The 18,170-nt window shown below is 62.3% G+C and carries 16 protein-coding genes; 11 read left to right on the top strand and 5 right to left on the bottom strand.

The features are described 5' to 3' along the window. Positions 1–217: 217 nt before the first annotated feature. Positions 218–457, top strand: a complete 240-nt coding sequence (locus BG842_RS05390; protein ID WP_254662919.1) for a hypothetical protein — start codon at positions 218–220, stop codon at positions 455–457. A gap of 202 nt (positions 458–659) precedes the next feature. Here BG842_RS05390 and BG842_RS05385 read toward each other — a convergent pair whose 3' ends face one another. The 5 genes from BG842_RS05385 to BG842_RS05365 form a co-directional block, all read right to left on the bottom strand. After that, on the bottom strand, positions 660–1,421 hold the full coding sequence (locus BG842_RS05385; protein ID WP_069449983.1) for an SDR family NAD(P)-dependent oxidoreductase: 762 nt from the start codon (positions 1,419–1,421) through the stop codon (positions 660–662). 86 nt (positions 1,422–1,507) lie between these two features. Further along, positions 1,508–1,990: a VOC family protein gene (locus BG842_RS05380; protein ID WP_069449982.1), complete on the bottom strand. Its 483-nt coding sequence runs from the start codon at positions 1,988–1,990 to the stop codon at positions 1,508–1,510. Positions 1,991–2,056: 66 nt separating this feature from the next. Beyond that, a complete protein-coding gene (locus tag BG842_RS05375) occupies positions 2,057–3,607 on the bottom strand; it encodes a long-chain fatty acid--CoA ligase (RefSeq protein ID WP_069449981.1) in 1,551 nt (516 codons plus the stop codon). Between the two features lie 151 nt (positions 3,608–3,758). Further along, positions 3,759–5,075 carry a hydroxyacid-oxoacid transhydrogenase gene (locus tag BG842_RS05370; protein WP_069449980.1) on the bottom strand — a complete coding sequence of 439 codons (1,317 nt, stop codon included), beginning with the start codon at positions 5,073–5,075 and terminating at the stop codon, positions 3,759–3,761. A 1-nt stretch (position 5,076) separates the two neighbouring features. Next, the gene (locus BG842_RS05365; protein WP_069449979.1) at positions 5,077–5,880 is read right to left on the bottom strand and encodes an N-acyl homoserine lactonase family protein; all 804 of its coding nucleotides are present in this window, start codon (positions 5,878–5,880) and stop codon (positions 5,077–5,079) included. 162 nt (positions 5,881–6,042) lie between these two features. Between BG842_RS05365 and BG842_RS05360 the strand changes: the two genes are divergently transcribed. The 10 genes from BG842_RS05360 to BG842_RS05315 all read left to right on the top strand — a co-directional run bounded on the left by BG842_RS05360 (position 6,043) and on the right by BG842_RS05315 (position 17,787). Then, positions 6,043–6,669, top strand: a complete 627-nt coding sequence (locus BG842_RS05360; protein ID WP_069449978.1) for a trimeric intracellular cation channel family protein — start codon at positions 6,043–6,045, stop codon at positions 6,667–6,669. 372 nt (positions 6,670–7,041) lie between these two features. Then, positions 7,042–7,422, top strand: a complete 381-nt coding sequence (locus BG842_RS05355) for a hypothetical protein (RefSeq protein ID WP_069449977.1) — start codon at positions 7,042–7,044, stop codon at positions 7,420–7,422. Positions 7,423–7,526: 104 nt separating this feature from the next. Continuing rightward, positions 7,527–7,943, top strand: coding sequence for a hypothetical protein (locus BG842_RS05350; protein WP_069449976.1), 417 nt, complete (start codon positions 7,527–7,529; stop codon positions 7,941–7,943). 811 nt (positions 7,944–8,754) lie between these two features. Next, positions 8,755–9,522 carry a winged helix-turn-helix domain-containing protein gene (locus BG842_RS05345; RefSeq protein WP_069449975.1) on the top strand — a complete coding sequence of 256 codons (768 nt, stop codon included), beginning with the start codon at positions 8,755–8,757 and terminating at the stop codon, positions 9,520–9,522. A gap of 111 nt (positions 9,523–9,633) precedes the next feature. Beyond that, positions 9,634–10,032, top strand: coding sequence for a permease (locus tag BG842_RS05340; RefSeq protein ID WP_069449974.1), 399 nt, complete (start codon positions 9,634–9,636; stop codon positions 10,030–10,032). Positions 10,033–10,375: 343 nt separating this feature from the next. Continuing rightward, positions 10,376–12,157, top strand: coding sequence for a 4Fe-4S dicluster domain-containing protein (locus BG842_RS05335; RefSeq protein ID WP_069449973.1), 1,782 nt, complete (start codon positions 10,376–10,378; stop codon positions 12,155–12,157). A 2-nt stretch (positions 12,158–12,159) separates the two neighbouring features. Continuing rightward, positions 12,160–15,183, top strand: a complete 3,024-nt coding sequence (locus BG842_RS05330; protein WP_069449972.1) for a molybdopterin-dependent oxidoreductase — start codon at positions 12,160–12,162, stop codon at positions 15,181–15,183. 5 nt (positions 15,184–15,188) lie between these two features. Continuing rightward, complete coding sequence (locus tag BG842_RS05325; protein WP_069449971.1) at positions 15,189–16,382, top strand: Mrp/NBP35 family ATP-binding protein; 1,194 nt, start codon at positions 15,189–15,191, stop codon at positions 16,380–16,382. Positions 16,383–16,523: 141 nt separating this feature from the next. Continuing rightward, on the top strand, positions 16,524–16,838 hold the full coding sequence (locus BG842_RS05320) for a GerW family sporulation protein (RefSeq protein WP_069449970.1): 315 nt from the start codon (positions 16,524–16,526) through the stop codon (positions 16,836–16,838). Between the two features lie 82 nt (positions 16,839–16,920). Then, positions 16,921–17,787 carry a hypothetical protein gene (locus BG842_RS05315; RefSeq protein WP_254662918.1) on the top strand — a complete coding sequence of 289 codons (867 nt, stop codon included), beginning with the start codon at positions 16,921–16,923 and terminating at the stop codon, positions 17,785–17,787. The last annotated feature ends 383 nt before the right edge of the window (positions 17,788–18,170 follow it).

Here is an 18,170-nt window from a genome sequence, read left to right as displayed (position 1 = left end):
CGACGGCGGCAGCCTTGGCGAGCCGGTTCATAGCCGGTCGTTTGTCGCTTTGTTTTAAACATCTATGGATTGCCAGGCAGTCGTTCGACACTGACAGAATCTCCACAGTTCGCGAGGCATCTATCGGGAAGACGTCGGACCGGATGGCGTCGGACAGGCCATCTACCCGACGACCGTTTCGGGTGCTGCTCGTGACGCGATACGCACGAAGGAGTACATGAATCGGTATCATCTCGACGACTCGCTCTCCGACCACTATCGATTCAAGCGCGGCAATCTGATAGACGGCGACCGTCCGTTACTCATCCACAAGGTCGACGCCGACCTGAACGAGCCGGGATTCATCGTCGAGACGACCCGGTACGGGACGGGTCTGCAAACGCGGACGGCTTGGGAGCTCAACATCGTTCGGCACTTGTTGCGACGACACGGAATCCACCGGACGTACGAAAATTAACGTCGAAATCCGTGCTGTGAGTGCCGAGTAGGCGGTCCCTGAACCGGTTTTTCGGGCAACTCAGGTAGATTGGTGCGCAAACCAATCATTCGGGGAACTGAACCCATCTTTTGGGCGATGAATCCGCAGTATATCGATTCTATGACGTTAATACCGGAGCAGGCTCTGCTTGCCAACAGATGAATCACCTTCCGAATGTCGTTCACTGCACCGAGAATCCGCCGTCGACCACGAGGCCGTGGCCGTTCACGAACGAGGCTTCCTCGCTCGCGAGGTACAACACCGCATCGGCGACCTCCTCCGGACGCGCAAGTCGGCCGAGCGGATACCGCTTCAGCAACTCCTCTTTCGCCTTCTCCGGGTCGGGTCGCGTCTCGAAGAACTCGCGCCCGAGTTCGGTGTCTGTGAACGCCGGGAGGACGGCGTTCGCGCGGACGCCTGCACGGCCCGCCTCGGCGGCGACGGCGCGGGTGAAGTTGAGCACAGCACCCTTCGTCAGCGAGTACACGGACTGCATCGGCAGTCCGTAGAAGGACGCCAGCGACCCGACGTTGACGATGTTCCCCGACCCTTGCTCTTTCAGGTGCGGGAGTGCGGCCTGACAGCCGTTCCAGACGCCACGGACGTTCACGTCGAAAACCCCCTCGAAGACCGAATCCTGTACGTCCTCTACGTACGCTGGCGGGTGGCCGACCCCCGCGTTGTTGACGAGCACGTCGAGTTCGTGCTCCGCGACCACGGCGTCCACGAGGGTCGAGAACGACTCGGCGTCCGTCACGTCGAGTTCGAAGAACTCCGCGTCGCCGCCGTCGTCCGCGATGTCCGCAACCGTTTCCGGTCCTGTCTCCTCGTTCACGTCGGTGCAGATGACGAACGCACCCTCCCTCGCACACCGCTTGGCCGTCGCTTCTCCGATACCCTGTCCCGCACCTGTGACGAACACTGTTTTATTTTCGAGCCGCATACGTAACGACTGTCAGCTAAATACTTGGTTCTTTTTATGGTTGGAAGAAACTGTGCCCAATCGTTCCGCGTCGCTCGAACGGGTCCCTACAGTTCGAGGAGTTCGACCGCGTTCCCATCGGGGTCCCGGAGGAAGCAAATCCGCGTCCCGCTGCCGGTCGTCTGCGGTTCGCTGATGGTTTCCACGTCCTCGGGCAGGGCCGCGTAGACTTGCTCGATATCGTCCGTCCGTAATCCGAGGTGTTTCGCGCCGGTTTCGTACACGTCACGGGCGCGGCCGTCGTCCGTGTCGTCTGTGCGGTCCGCGCCACTGGTCTTGTTCCCCTCGTCCGAATTGCCCGCATCGCCGTCGTCCTTCTCGTACTCGATGAGTTCGACGCGGGCCGTCTCGCCCCCGAGTTGGGCGAAGTGGCCGGTTATCGGCTCGCTCCCGATGGCCGTCGCGAGCGCGTCGTCGGAGAGGGTGTATCGGTCGAGCAGCTCCAATCCGAGCACGTCGCTGTAGAATTCGACCGCGCGGTCGAGGTCCGAGACAGAGATTCCGTGGTGGTGCACGCTGGGGTGTGCCATACTGTTCCCTTCTCGTCCGCGTTCAAAGGTCTTCGTCTCCCGCGGTTTCTTCCCCTTTCGTCCCCGTCAGTCCCGGCTTTCGAGGTGGAACTTCTGGACCTTCCCGGTCGTCGTCCGCGGTAACTCCTCCACGAACTCGACCTCGCGGGGATGTTTGTACGCCGCGAGTCGTTCGAAACAGTACTCCCGCACGTCCTCCGGCGTCGCGTCCGCGTCCGGGTCAGGGACGACGAAGGCCTTGACCGTCTCGTTTCGGCGCTCGTCGGGAATGCCGACGACGGCGGCGTCTGCCACGGCCGGGTGCTCGAAGAGCAACTCTTCGACTTCGCGCGGATAGACGTTGTACCCTGCCGTGTTTATCATGTGCTTCTTGCGGTCCACGACGAAGAAGAAGCCATCCTCGTCGGCGTAGCCGATGTCGCCGGTGTGGAACCAGCGCTTTCCGTCCGCCTCGGTGAACGCTTCCGCGTTCGCCTCGGGGCGCTCGTAATACCCCGTCATCACGTTCGGTCCCGCGACGACGAGTTCGCCGGTTATCTCGTCGAGGTCCACGCTTCCCTCCTCGACGGGGCCGCGTTCCACCGGCGGTCGCTCGTCGAACGCGTCATCGACGATGCGGGCGGACACGCCGTCGAGCGGCCTGCCGATGCTGCCGGGTCGCCGTTCCCCGGCGTGGTTGGCGTGCGTGACGGGACTCGTCTCGGTCAGGCCGTAGCCCTCGTGCAGTTCGACGTCGAATCGTTCCTCGAACGCCCGGCGAACCTCTTCGGGCAGGCCGCTTCCGCCGGAGTTGGCGAATCGGATAGATGAGAGGTCGAACTCCATGTCTTCGGGTAGACTCGCGAGGTCGTTGTACATCGCGGGCACGGCGTGAACCAGCGTCAACTTCGCCGATTCGATCAGCGATGCGGCCGCCTTCGCGTCCCACGCCGGTAGCGGGTAGTAGCTTCCGCCGTCGAACAGGGTGGCGTTCATCGTCACCGTCATTCCGTAGATGTGGAACAGCGGAAGGACGCCGAGGTGGCGGTCCGTCGGGCGGATCCCGTCCGGGATGGGGTCCGTCGAGGCGTTCGCGTCCCACGCGAGGTTGTGGTGCGTGAGGAGGACGCCTTTCGGCGTTCCCGTCGTTCCCGAGGTATAGGGTTGGACGGCGACGTCGTCGTCCGCTCGGTCGGCGATGGGTCGCGTTTCGTCGGCGAGGAACGCCTCGAACCGAACGTCGCCGTCACCCTCGCCGACGGTCACGACGGCTTCCACGTCGGTATCTTCTCGAACCGCATCGACGTGCTGTACGAGCTCCGGGAGGGTGACGACCGCCTTCGCACCGCTGTCCCCGAGGAGGTGGCGGAGTTCGCGGCGCTTGTACTGGGGGTTCATCGGGACGACCACGCCGCCAGCGCGGAGCGTGCCGTGGAACGCGGTGACGAACTGGGGAAGGTTCGGGAGGTAGATGGCGACCCGGTCGCCCACGCCGATTTCGCGCTCGGCGAGTCCGGCCGCGAACCGCCCCGTTCGCGTCCAGAACGCTTCGTAGGAGGTCTCCTGTCCGTCGTAGACGAGCGCCGGTGCGTCGCCGCGTTCCGCCGCCGCGTCCGCCACGTGGTGAACGAGATTCATGCGTCGTCCGTGCCGTGTGTCCACACCGGCAAAAGTGTTTATTGATGGTGACTGGCGAACCAATATTCGTTATCTTTGGAAAGATTAAACGAGAAAACGTTATCGCTGTCAACTACTCGCTCGCGGTGTACGGCAACCAACGCGTCCCGAGCTATGGTTCCCAGTTGTACAGCGCGTCCGTGAAGATGTCGTGGACATCCTCTTCCGTCACGGGACGGGGGTTACAGCGGAGCAACCGCGCTTGCGTGTCCACGGTCTGTTTCGCCAGCCAATCCACGTCGTCCTCCGTAATCCCGGCTAACTCGGCGAGGCCGCTGGGGAGGACGTTCAAGTCCCGCTGGAGTCGGATGTACTCCCCTTTCAGGGCGTCCGCGGCCTCGTTCGTGCTCATCCCCGTCGTATCGACACCGAACCGACGGGCGAGTGAGGCGAACCGCTCCGGGTCGCTCGCAGCGTTGTATCCCAGCGTGCTCGCGGGGGTGAGCACCGCGATGGTCTCGCCGTGGTAGGTGTGATACTTGTTCCCGACGGGGTAGGCCATCGCGTGACAGAGGCTCGCGCCCGCGGTCAATCCGGCGATAGCACCGAAGAGGGCACCTTGCAACATGTTTTCGCGCGCTTCGAGGTCGTCCCCATTGTGCACCGCTTTTCGGACGTTGCCCGACAGCAGGTCGATGGCCTTCTCGGAGAACATCTCGGTGAGCGGCGTCCGCCCAGCGTACACGGGACGTTCGCGGGGGTCCGTTGGCCGGAGGAGCGAGTCGTACTCGTGGGTGGTGTACCCCTCGATGGCGTGGCCGAGGGCGTCCATCGCCGTCTTCGCGGTCAGTTCCGGCGGAAGCGTGGTCGTGAGCGTCGGGTCGAGGACCGCCGCGTCCGCGCGGATGTGGTTGCTGGAGATGCCTTCCTTTATCTCTTTTTCCTCCACCGAGAGGATGGAAACCGGCGAGATTTCGGCCCCCGTTCCCGCGGTTGTCGGCATCAGGACGAGCGGTGGTCCCGACTCGTCCAGGGCCTTCCCTTTGCCGGTCGGTTCGGCGATGTAGTCGAGTGGGCCGCCGCCGTTGGCGATGACTGCACGGGTCGTCTTCGCGGTGTCCATGCAACTGCCGCCGCCGAGTCCAACGTAAAAGTCGTAACCCTCCTCTCCTTTCTCGTCGCGGACGAACTCCAAGCAGTTCTCGATGGCCTCGATGGACGGCTCGCGCTCCGATTCGTCGTAGACGTCGACGGCGAACTCGGCGTCTTCGAGGTGCGTCTCGACACGTCCGACGTGACCAATGTCCGAAAGCGTTTCGTCGGTGACGATGAGGCCGTGTGCGCCCTCCTGAACACCGAGGTCGCGCAACTGGAACGCCAGTTCGTCCGTTGCGTCCCTCCCGAATCGAATCTGGGGCATCTGGATGTGCCAGACCGTTTCCGGCGAGAGTTCGTGTGATGGCGCGGAGACGGAGCGTTCGTAACTCATCTCAGGGCCACCCACCCTGAATCTCCTCGAACTGTTCGGGGTCGTGGCCGTACACCACCTCGGCGTCGTGCTTGCGCTCTATTTCCTTCAGTTTCTGGAGGCTGTCGAACCAGTGGCGGTGACTCCAGAGCAGTCCGGCACCGAGCGGTGTCCCGTTCTCGTAGTTCTCGGTTTGGTAGATTTCGTCACCCGCGAACGCGACCGTTCCCGCACCGTCGAGGTGGAAGACCGTTCCCATCAACCCCGGCGTGTGGCCCGGAAGACGAACGAACTCGACGTCCTCGAAGTGTGTTTCCCGGTCGCGGTGGACCACCTGCCAGTTGAGGTCGTGGTCGAAGTCGCTGAGGATGTACGCGTCGCTTCCCTCGTCCGTTTTCGTGCTGTAGTAGGCGAATTTCAACTCCTCCTCGTGGACGAAAACGGGCGTGTCCGTCCCGTCGAAGTGGTGCAGGCCGCCCGCGTGGTCGAGGTGAAGGTGTGTCTGGAATACGTAATCGATGTCGTCGATATCGTACCCCGCATCCGCGAGGTCTTCCCGAAGGTCGTGTTCCCGAACGTCGTGCGGATAAAACGCCTGTTTCAACCCCTCCGGCCAGTGACCGTCGAGCGCGTCCTCGTGGTTACCCGTGTCCCAGAGAATCGTCCCCTCGGGATGGTCGATGACGAGGTTGAACACGGGTATCTCCACGTAGTCGGTGTCCGGATTCGGTTCGTCGTGAGACCCGAGTGTGTTGCCCTCGATGAGGTAGTTGAGGTCGCACTCCAGTCCGCCCCGGTGGATTACGTCGATGGTTGCGTCAACCATGGTTAATTATTACTGTCTGACGGGATGAGCGTATCTTACTGTTGGAAACATGTCTTTTCACACACGAACGCTCGACCAGATACGAACTCCGCGGCCGACTTCCGACAGTTCGGCCGCAATCGCTGTCGTATTAACCGCGGTGACACAACGGGACGGTGACTGATGCTTTCGAACCAACTGTTCTATATCGCAAACGCCGTCGGGTTGGTCGCCTTCGCGCTCGTCGGCGCGAGTAAGGCCATTCGGGAGGGATTCGACCCGTTCGGGGTGACGGTCGTCGGCCTCGTCACCGCGTTCGGCGGCGGAACGACTCGCGACGTGCTCGTCAATCGCATTCCGCTCTCGCTCCAGACCCTCTCGAACATCGGGTTCGGCGTGGTCGGCGTGACCACCGCAGTCGTGTTGTCCATCCTGTTCGACGAACCGGACCAACACCCGATTTCGCTGGCCGCAGATGGCATCGGCCTCGCCGCGTTCACCACCGCCGGTGCCATCGTCGCGTCCGGAGCGGGCGTTTCCCCGTTCGGCGTCGTCGCGGTCGCAACGATAAACGCCGTCGGCGGCGGCGCGATGGCGGACATCCTCCTCGACCGCTCGCCGTTCGTGCTGATGCGGGACTTCTATGCGAGTTGTGCCGTCATCGGCGGCACCGCCTACTGGTGCCTGCTCGCCCTCGGCGGCGACGCGAACGTCGCGGCGAGCGGTTGCGCGGCCGTCACGCTCGTCACGCGGATCGCCGCGGTTCGGTTCGGCTGGCAGCTCCCGAACCTTCGAAAAAGCCTCGCCTGAGGGCTTAGGACAACTGACGGTCGTATGAACGGCTGTATCCAGTTTCCACAGAACCGTGATTGCCAGAAACGAGTGCTCGGAACGCGACAAGATACTGCATGACCGGGATTGACACTGGGCTCTTCGCCAACGCGAAATTGGTATTCGCAGAACGTCCCATTATGCCCGGTACCCTTTTATATGACGTTCCACCGTCCGAGTCCGATGGCAACGAGTGAGGTATTGGGAGTTCACGTGCAACGTTCGTTGTCAATGGGTGCCAGCGGCGGGAGGCAGCTATCAGACGGGTCGCGGTGACGAAACGCCTGTTGACGGACGAACCAGTACCGACCATCCGACCGCCCCGCATTCGCGCGGGTACAGACCACGACCATGGAAGATACGAAACGAACGTCGATGAAACTCCTCGCCGCTCTCGGGGTGGGGTCACTGCTTAGCGGCCCCGCCACCGCCCAGTCCAGTCCTGGCGAGGGGGATGAACTACGCGCATCGAGAACGAACGAATCGAACTACAGACCTGGCGAAATCCGACTTCAGAGTAGAGACGTTGGTCGTCCGGTGAACTATCTCATCCGCGTCTCCGATAGCATCTATTCGACCCGGAGACATTCGCCGAATAGCCAGTACCATCAGGTCGAATGGCAACTCGGGGGAAGCGAACCGACGTGGGACCAATACCGATTCAGCGGCCGTATCGAACGGTTCTGGACCTCCTCCGGGAACGTCGATATCGTTATTCGACAACGCATCTGACCGTCTTCCGTCCCAGTGCCATAGTTTTATATAGTGGTGTTCATCGACTGGACGAAATTACGACCAGTGGTGTAACGGCGGCGTCGGAACGAGTATCTAGTGTCATGAGTCGCATCCTGAAAACGTCCGGCTTCCTTGGGCTGGCGATGATGATGGTCGTCGGCGTTTACCAGTTCACACTGTTGGAGAGTTCGGGAGCCGTTCCACCGTGGTTGATCGGCGGGCACGCCCATCTGGGCGTGCTGTCGATACTCGCAATCGTGCTGGGATTCACCGTCGATGCGTTCGAGCTCGTCGGCACCCTCAGAACCGCCGTCGTCGGTCTCTTCGTCGTCGGGCAGTGGCTGCTTCCGCTCACCATCTGGATAGGGCAGGGATTCCGGTTGTTCGTCTTGATGCCGACGACGTTCCTGTGGGCGCTCTGTCTCATCACGACCATGCTCATTATGACGTGGAAGGCCGCGACGACATCGCCTGCGAAAGGTGACCGCCCGTCGACAGCCGTGCCGGGAGACGATTGATCGGTCGTCCTTTGGCTGTCGACCGGATGCCGGTTTTCAGTGGTGAGGACGATACTCTCGGAAGCACTCATTAGTTGTCAAATCATATATAAATGAAAATAAGGCCTGGGGCTGGTCTACAAGCAGTCTAGAAGAATGCCTCGGGGTCAAACCTCGATGAGATTCTCATTATGGTGGGAACCAAGGATTCTCGTCCTGCTGGCGGCTTCGATGGTTTATTGCTCGTGAGCCACGGCTATCGGTGCAAGTATCTTCATGGGTTGGATGTGAGGAGAGGGCACGTTGAGTAGCGATGAGCCGTGATGAGTTGTTACCCATCTCCCCACAGCCCTTCATGTATATTGAAGTAATAAGAATCGTTTGATTTGCATTGAGGTTAATACCCTGTCCCTCGATTGGGGTAGAATCTCTAGGATGATACGCAAAGAGCTACTTTCGACAGTATCAATAGGGTATATGACATTGTTGGGAGGATTGTGGGTGCGTAGTTGATCTCTATATACTTGTCTTTTTTACGAGTTTCTGGATAAGAGATTCACTATAGGAGTAGCTCTCATTATCGCGCTGATACTGCTGAGCGCTTTGAGTTTTTGTCATTCTTCTCATCGAGAACGTTCAGGATGCTACCGCTGTCGACATCGTCTCTACAGATTTCAAGGCAGAGTGCCTCGGGGCTTGACCCCGAGGCAATTCACCTTCGTCAGTGTCTGCAATACCGTCACCATCCAAATCAAGGTCACGATAACACCTCTTGTCAAAAGCTATTTGACCCATTTCGTCGCACATCTAGTGGGGTTGGGAAATGATAACAATGCACACAGGGGGTGCGGTGATAGAACTCATGGGGAAGCGAATCGAGATCCTGAACGCGGTACGGAACGGCCCCGTGGATAAACGATCGCTCGTCGAGGAACTCGATAGCTCGCGGTCGACGGTCGACCGCGGCGTCAGGGAGTTAGAAGTGAACGACCTTCTCGCCTTCACGTCGGACGGCTACGAATTAACCACGTACGGCAGGTTTGCCGTTCGGGAGTACCGTCGTCTCGAACGCTACGTCACGACGCTCGAACGATTGAAACCCTTCCTCGACTGGCTTAACCCGGATCGATTCGACCTCGACCTTTACGCACTCGCCGATGCCGAGTTGGTCCTCGCCACTCGGACCAATCCGTACGCCACCGTGAATCGTCATATCGATGCCATCAAAGCCGCCGACACCGCCCGCTTCTTGCTTCCCGTGGTCGGCAAACACGCGCTGGAAACGTCGTGGCAACGCATCCGAGACGACGACGTAGCATACGAACTCATCGTCGGCGATGGTTGTGCCCGAACCCTCCAATCTAGCCCCCAGTACGCCGAGTTATTCGATAAGACATGCCAATCCGACTGCCTCGACGTTCGCGTCACCGACCGAGACGTTCCGTTTTATCTCGGTCTGTTCGACACCGTAGTCCAGATCGGCGTCGAGGACGACGACGGCATGCCGCGCGCCCTCGTTGAAAGCAGTTCGACCGACGTCCGCGACTGGGCCGAGCGGACGTACGAGACGTTTCGAGCCACGTCCGACGTGCTCCGTTGACCTACCCAACTCTTGCGAGCGCGGTGTCGAATCGGTCGCTCGGCCGAGTTAGTTCTCACCCAGTAAGAGTAACTGTCTACGGTTATATTCTCCTCTCGCCTATAAATATCTATGAACGCACGTGCCATCCTTTTCGCGGTTGCGAGCGCCGTCACGACCGTCCTGCTCGCCGGTGCCGCCACTATCGAGCTACTGAGTGCCGTGTACGGCGAAAGCCCCGGCGTCGGCATGCTCGGCCTCGTCGTCGGTCTCGTCGTCGGCGTGTCGGTCGGTGCTGGCGTTGTGGTTACGGCGGGGCGATTCTCCGGAATCTCCCTGGCGGCGCTCGTCGCGTACGCGACCTTCGGCGTCGCGTTCCTCACCATCGCCGGACTCCGATACGTCAACGTTCCCGGCGCGGACGCATTGTTCACGTTCCCGGTCCACTTCGCGGTGAGCCTGCTCCTCGCACTCGCGGTCGCGGTCCTTACCGCCCGTGGTTTCGTTCGCGGTGTACGACCGAGCGTCTGAGCGACGGTCGTCGTCGGCGTCGGGTGTTCCCGTGGCGCCGTCTCTTGATTCCCGTCGTGTCTCGGTGATGTATGCTTCCTTCATACAATACCTCTCTCCACATACCGGTCGTTCGGAGCGCTTTCGTTCGAGTTTTCGTCCATCGGTCGCTTCTCGATGCGCGGCAAGCGGACGACCCGTCGATACCCGGCAGTGACGTGCTACCTGCTGACTGTCTTCCGCATTCGGATACCCTTCGAATCCGCTTCCCGACGACCGCACTAATGATATTGTGTGATATTGTGAATAGTAAGAAAAGTATAAGTGGCTATGTCACGTTTAATGACAACATTGTTCAAGAGAGGTGGTAACAATCACCAATTTCGGCTTCGTCATTGACAACAGGCGATGTATCGGTTGCCACGCGTGCACCGTCGCGTGTAAAACAGAGCACGACGACCCCATCGGCGTCAACAAAACGTGGGTGAAGTACATCGAGAAAGGGGAGTTTCCGAACACGAACCGGAACTTCTCCGTGATGCGATGTAACCACTGCGACGATTCGCCCTGTACGGACGTCTGCCCGGTCACCGCCCTCTGGGAGCGCGAGGACGGAATCGTGGATTTCGACCCCGAGCGATGTATCGGCTGTAAGGCCTGCATGCAAGGGTGTCCGTACGACGCGCTCTATATCGACCCGGAGACCTCGACCGCGGCGAAGTGCAACTACTGCTCTCACCGCGTCGATACGGGGCGCGAACCGGCCTGCGTCACCGTCTGCCCGGAAGACGCCATCATCGCGGGCGACGTGGAGAACCCCGACACGGAAATCGCTGAGACGATTTCCAAACAAGAAGTACAGGCGCGCAAACCGGAGAAAGGGACGGACCCGACGCTGTTCTACGTCAACGGGGACGAGGGAAGCACGACGCCGGGAACCACCGCCCGCGAGGACCACTACATGTGGTCGGACGCCCCGAATCGCGTGGAGACGCGCGGGGCAGCGCGGGAGGAGTTCGACATCCGTCGCGCCGCCGAGTCGCTCGCCGACTCGGACGTCGACCTCGGACGGAGCGACGAGGCACGGTCCGACGGTGGGTGTGCCTGCGGCGGTAAGTGCGGCGGTGAGTGCCGGTGCGACGACCGCGTTGCCTCGGATGGCGGAACGGCGACATCGGCCGCGGGGAGGGCGGACGGACACCGGAGCGGTGGGTCGGACGCGCGGGAGAACAGTCGGACCGAGCGCGCGTACGAACTCCTCCACGAAGAGGCACGACGTGTCTATGATATCGGCGAGAGCCACTACACCTCGTGGGGATGGGAGGTCTACTCGTACACGTGGACCAAATCCATCGCCGCGGGTGTGTTCATGCTTCCGGCGCTGTTCATGCTCGCAGGGCTCGTCGAACCGAACGCGACCACCATCGGCGTCGCGTCGCTCGTGAGCCTCGTTTTCCTCGGCCTCACCACGCTGTTGCTCGTCCTCGACCTCGAACAGCCGACCCGGTTCCACTGGGTCCTGTTGCGCCCGAACTGGAACTCGTGGCTCGTGAAGGGCGGATACATCTTGACCGCCACCGGCGGTTTCCTGACGCTCGTCGCGGGGAGCTGGCTGCTCGGCGTCGAGACGCTCGTGACCAACCCGGTCACGCTCGGCGTCGGGGCGGTACTGGCGGCTGCCACGGCGGTCTACACGGCGTTCCTGTTCAGTCAGTCGAAGGGCCGCGACCTCTGGCAGAGTCCGACGATGCCGCTCCACATGTTCACCCAAGCGGTGGTCGCCGGTGCCAGCGTAACGGGGCTGTTGGGACTCTCGGGTGTCGCCGGGTTCGACGCGTTCGTCGGCCTCTCTCGGCTCACGCTCGCCGCTGGCCTTGTCGTCCATCTGCTGATAATCGCCTCGGAGATATTCACGCCGCACCAGACCGAGGACGCCGAGGAGGCCGCCGCGCGCATCACTCGCGGTCGATTCAGCCGGGCGTTCTGGCTCGGCGGCATCCTCGTGGGTATCGCGCTGCCGCTCGTCGCCCTCGCGGTGAGCGCCAGTCCCGCAGTCGTCGCGGTTGGCGGCGTGCTGGCCCTCGCCGGGTTGTTCGCCTTCGAGTACTGCTGGATAACCGCTCCGCAAACCATCTCGCTCGCATAACCATGGGACACCGATACGAACTCAGTCGAATCGAGAAACTCGCCGAGAGCCTCGGGCTGTTGTCCGACCGCTCGACGGGCACGTCGAAGCAACGACAGGGAACCAGTAGCGCTGTCAATCGAATCGCCGCACCGGGCGAACTATCGAGCTACCCCGACCCCGAAACGTGGCACGAGTGGGTGGAGTACGATTCGACCGGCGAACCGACCGAGTACTCGGTCGTCCCGACCGCCTGCTTCAACTGCGAAGCCGGGTGCGGGCTTCTCACCTACATCGACAAGGAGACGGGTTCCATCAGGAAGATCGAAGGGAATCCGGAACACCCCGGCTCCCGCGGCAGAAACTGCGCGAAGGGGCCCGCGACCGTCAATCAAATCAACGACCCCCAACGCATCGAGTACCCGCTCAAGCGCGACGGTCCCCGGGGGAGCGGCCAGTGGACCCGCGTCTCGTGGGACGAGGCCCTCGACGACATCGCCGGGGAGATGCGCGACGCCATCGTGGCCGACCGCGGCAACGAAATCACCTACCACGTCGGTCGCCCCGGCCACGAGGAGTACATGGACCGGGTCATCCAAGCGTGGGGTGTCGACGGCCACAACTCCCACACGAACATCTGTAGCGCCGGTGCACGCGCCGGGTACGGTCTCTGGCACAAGTACGACCGTCCGAGTCCCGACTTCGCAAACGCGGAGTTCATCCTCCTCCTGTCGGCACACCTCGAATCGGGCCACTACTTCAACCCGCACGCCCAGCGAATCATGGAAGGCATGCAGGACGGCGGCCAGTTGGCCGTCGTGGACCCGCGGCTGTCGAACACGGCCGCGATGGCCGACTTCTGGCTTCCGACCCAGCCCGGAAGCGAGGCGGCCGTCCTCCTGGCGATGGCGAACGTCATCCTCGAAGAGGACCTGTACGACGCCGAGTTCGTCCGCAACTGGGTGAACTGGGAGCAGTTCCTCGACGAGGAGTTCCCGGACCGCGAGCGGAGCTTCGACTCCTACATCGAGACGATTCGTGATGTGTACGCCGGGTTCACGCCCGAATTCGCGGCGGCCGAAAGCGGCGTCGACGCCGACACAATCGAGACGGTCGCTCGGAAGGTCGGCACCGCTGGCGACCGCTTTGCCAGCCACATCTGGCGCTCGGCGGCCTCGGGTAACGACGGCGGTTGGCAGGTCTCGCGCACCCTCCACTTCCTCTCGGTGTTGACGGGAAGCGTCGGAACCAAGGGCGGTACGGCACCCAATGCGTGGCATAAATTCGACCCGAACCTGCCGAACGAACCACCACGCCAGCGGCTCTGGGACGAGCTACAACTTCCCCCCGAGTATCCGTTCGCCCACTACGAGCTGAGTCAACTGCTCCCGTACTTCCTCAAGGAGGGTCGCGGGAAGCTCTCGGTGTACTTCACGCGTGTGTTCAACCCCGTCTACACGTACCCGGACGGCTTCTCGTGGATAGAGGCGCTGACGGACGAGGAGAAGGTCGGCATGCACGTCGCACTCACGCCGACGTGGAACGAGACGGCCTACTTCGCTGACTACGTGCTCCCGATGGGTCATTCGCCCGAACGACACGACATCCAGAGCCAAGAGACGCACGCCGGGACGTGGGTCACGTACCGACAGCCCGTCCTCCGCGAGTACGCCGAACGGGAAGGCGAGGACGTCGAGTTCACCTACGAGGCCAACCCCGGTGAGGTCTGGGAGGAAGACGAATTTTGGATCGAACTGTCGTGGCGTCTCGACGAGGACGGGACCCTCGGCATCCGCGAGCACTTCGAGTCGCCCTACCGCGATGGCGACGGCGACGACCCGGCGAAGATGACCGTGGACGAGTACTACCGGTACATCTTCGAGCACGAGGACAACCTCGTGGAACTCGCCGCGGAAAAGGACATGACGCCCCTCGAATACATGAAACACCACGGGGCGTTCGAGGCGTCCGAGAACGACTACGAACTGCATCGGGAACCGCTCGACGAGTCCATCCTCGACGCCGACGATGTGACCGTCGACGAGTACGGGACGATTCGTCGCGGCGAGAAACCGTCGAGCGCGTCCGCGTCCGACGGCTCGGACGTCCTCGGCGTGATGGTCGACGGCGAACCCAAACGCGGGTTCCCGACGCCCACGGGCAAACAGCAGTTCTACTCGCGGACGATGGCCGAGTGGGGCTGGGACGACCTCGAATACACCGTTCCGCACTACCTGAAATCCCATGTCCACCCCGAGAACGTCGATTACGAGAACGGCGAGATGGTGCTCGTGCCGACGTTCCGCCTCCCGACGGCGATTCACTCCCGGTCGTCCAACTCGAAGTGGTTGGAGGAGATTTCACACAACAACCCGGTGTGGCTTCACACGAAGGACGCCGACCGACTCGGCCTCGAAACGGGCGACCTCTGTCGCGTCGAAACCGAAATCGGCTACTACGTCAACGAAGTCTGGGTCACGGAGTCCATCAAACCGGGAATCGCCGCGATGAGCCACCACATGGGACAGTGGAAAATCGACCGTCCGGACAACGACGAGTCGGACGTTCAGGAGGGCGGGGACCCGTACGGGAAGGTGACCGTCGACCTGAACACCGAGGCGGGTCGGTGGGGGATGCGACAGGTCGAGGGTATCCATCCGTTCGAGAGCGACGACAGCGACAGCGAGCGCGTCTGGTGGACGGACGGCGGCGTCGCACAGAACCTCACGCACGCCCCGCATCCCGACCCCATCTCGGGAATGCACTGTTGGCACCAGAAGGTGACCATCCGACCGGCCGAGGCGGACGACTACTACGGCGACATCTACGTCGATACGGAGCGGTCGTTCGAAATCTACCGCGAGTGGCTCGCCGAGACGAAACCCGCTCCGGGACCCGACGGGCTTCGTCGCCCGAAGTGGCTCAAACGCCCTATCGCCCCTCCGACCGACTCCGGAGCGGACGCGGGGTGGTTCGTGAACGGTCCCATCGGACGCCCCGGCCGCTGGGACCCGGAATCCCTGTCGACGACGGCCGACGAGGACTAACACCGATGGAGACGACACCATCCGACGACGAGTCACTCGCCGCTCAAGTGGAACGCGCGCTGGCGGACGCCCATATCGGGCGAGACGGTCTGTTCTACGCTCTGGACGAACTCGACGGGTTCGGACGCGTTCGCGTCGATGGCCGGACGGCCATCGTCCCGGTGACGCTGCCGCTCCCCGCGAGCGACGTCCGAACGGTCGTCGAGCGAGACGTTCGAGCGGCGGTCGGCGCTATCGACGGCATCGATGCGGTCACGTGCCGCTTCGAGCCACGGGTACCGGACCCCGGCGTCCGCGTCGAGTTGCTTCCCGACGTAAAACACGTCATCGCCGTCGCCTCCGGGAAGGGCGGCGTCGGCAAAAGCACCGTCGCCACCAACGTGGCTGTCGCGCTCGCCGATGCGGGCACGTCAGTCGGAGTGCTCGATGCCGACGTCTACGGGCCGAATGCACCCCAACTGCTCGGCGTCGGCGAACGGACGCCGACCGCAACCCTCGACGACCGAATGGTTCCCCGCGAAGCGCACGGCGTCTCGGTGATGAGCATGGGGTTCATCGTCGGCGAGGACGACCCGGTCATCTGGCGCGGCCCGGTTGTGGACGGGTTTCTAACGCAACTGTTCGGCGACGTGGAGTGGGGTCCCCTCGACTACCTCGTCGTCGACCTCCCGCCCGGTACCGGGGACGTACAGCTCTCGCTCGTCCAACATCTGCCCGTGACCGGTGCAGTCGTCGTGACGACGCCGCAAGCGGTCGCCGTCGACGACGCTCGGCGTGGACTCGAAGGGTTCGCACGGTACGACGTTCCCATTCTCGGTATCGTCGAAAACATGGCCGGGTTCCGCTGTCCCGATTGCGGTTCCGTCCACGACCTCTTCGACGCGGGCGGCGGCGACCGATTGGCCGAGGCGTTCGAGGTGCCCGTTCTTGGGCACATTCCGCTCGACCCCGCCGTCGGCGAACTCGAACGCGGTGAGGACCCACCCGAGCCGCCTGGCGTCTCGATTCCGCTCCTCGGCCGATTGCAACTGCCCCGAACGGAGGTGGAACGCGAACGCCCCACGAGCGCCGAGCCGATGGTACTCCGCGAGGACGGCGGCGAGACGAGGCGTGCGCTCGAACTCGTCGCGACGCGAACCGCGGCCCGCGTCAACGCCCTCGTCACCGACTCGACGCCGCCCGACTCGTCTCCTGACTGACCTCGGAACCACGGTCACGAGCGGTCTCGTGTATCTCCCAACCGAATTCTCGGCTGCGGCCTATGATGGTGCCGAAGCACCCCCGCCGAATCGTGTCGGCTCCCCAAACTCATTTGTCGCTGCTCGTCGTCTCGGAGGGCCATGAACGGCTTCGACAATTTCGACTCGCTGATAGAACGGCTCCGGCGCACCGCGACGGTCGAAACGGTGTACGGCGACCCGATTTCGACCGGCGACCGGACTGTCGTCCCGGTTGCAACCGTCGGCTACGGGTTCGGTGGCGGCGGAGACGACGAGGGAGGTGGACTGGGTGGCGGCGTGGGTGCGTCCCCGGTCGGCGTCCTCGAAATCACGCCGGACGAGACGCGGTTCGTCCGCTTTTCGGAGTCGCGGAACGTGGCGCTCGCGCTCGTGCTCGGATTCGTCCTTGGCCTGTTCGTCCGTCGCTCGAACTGACCCTACTCTCTCCCCGTTTTTCCCGCCCGCTGAGAACTACTCGGCGAGTATATCGTCTCTCGTGACATATATTCTGTTGACCATGCCGATCAACATCACAACCATCCTCAAGCGAGGCTACAGTCGAAGTATCGAGCGAAACGGCCTCATGCTCATGGGGATACTCTTCGTCATCTCCGTCTTTAACGGCGTGTTAGGGCTCGGTGTTGACCGGTGGGTCGCCCGGCAGGGTGGGGCCGCTGGTGTGCAGGCGAATCCGTTGGTGATAATTCCGCCGCTCGGTGCCGGTATCGTCTCCCTGATACTGGGCATCGCGTTGCTCGTCGTGAGCATCGCGGCCATTCGCGTGTTCGTGAGCGACGAAACCGACCGTCTCCCGCGAGAGTTCTTCACCCGGAACATGGTCTGGGCCGCGGTCAACCTCTTCGTCGGGACGATAGTCTTCGCAATCATTGTGGCACTGGGTCTCGTTGCGCTGGTCGTTCCGGGCATCTTCCTGCTCGTGACCCTGGTGTTCTGGACGGTCTACGTGGCCGTCGAAGACCAGAACTTCGTCGAGGCGTTTCGAAGCAGCTGGGGACTGACGCGGGGCTACCGCCTCAACCTCTTCATGCTGGGCGTGGCGGTGGCGCTCATCACGCTCCTCGTCAACCTCGTCTTCGGTTTCGGCGACCTCGCGAGCGGCAGTTTCGTCGGCGATATCGTCGCCTTGGTGTTCGCGCAAGCCGCCAGCGCTATCGCGACGGTCTTCGCAACCGCCGTGCTCGCGACGGCGTACACCGAACTCGACGCCTCCGACGATGAGGACCTCGGTGAGACGATAACCGACGACATGAACTCCGCCTCGCGCACCGTCGCCTGCTGGCTGGAGACGTTTTGCGTGACGTTCCGAATTCGCCGCATCTCGTCCTCCGTGCTGACGTTCGTCCGGTTCGAGAGGCGGTTGTAGTTCGTCGTCAGGTTGCTACTGGAGCGGTCGATGTCCTTCTGGAGGCGTTCGAGTTTCCGGGCGAGCGTGCGGGCTTTCTGGTCGTTTCCGTTCTGTTTCGCCCGCTGATAGCGGTCGTACAGCTGGCGGTAGCGTTGGACGCGTGAGACGTACTGTTGTTGACTCCGTTGAGCGTTCTTCAGGGTTTTCGCCGTTTTGTCGTCTGACGTTCCGTCCGTCTGTCCCGAGACTTCGACGTACTTACTCAGGAGGTCATCGTAATCGTCGCCGAGGACCGAGTGGGCTTTCTCATACTGTCCCTGCTCGATTTTCATGGTGCTCGACCCGAGTTGCGACGAGAGTCCGACCGGACAGCCACCGTTCGAGCTCGGATAAGTCCTCCT

The sequence above is a fragment of the Haladaptatus sp. W1 genome, from assembly GCF_001723155.1.
In the GTDB taxonomy this organism is placed as follows: domain Archaea; phylum Halobacteriota; class Halobacteria; order Halobacteriales; family Haladaptataceae; genus Haladaptatus; species Haladaptatus paucihalophilus.
The sequence above is the reverse complement of the archived record's forward strand: the minus strand, read 5'-3'. Positions and strand labels throughout refer to the sequence as shown.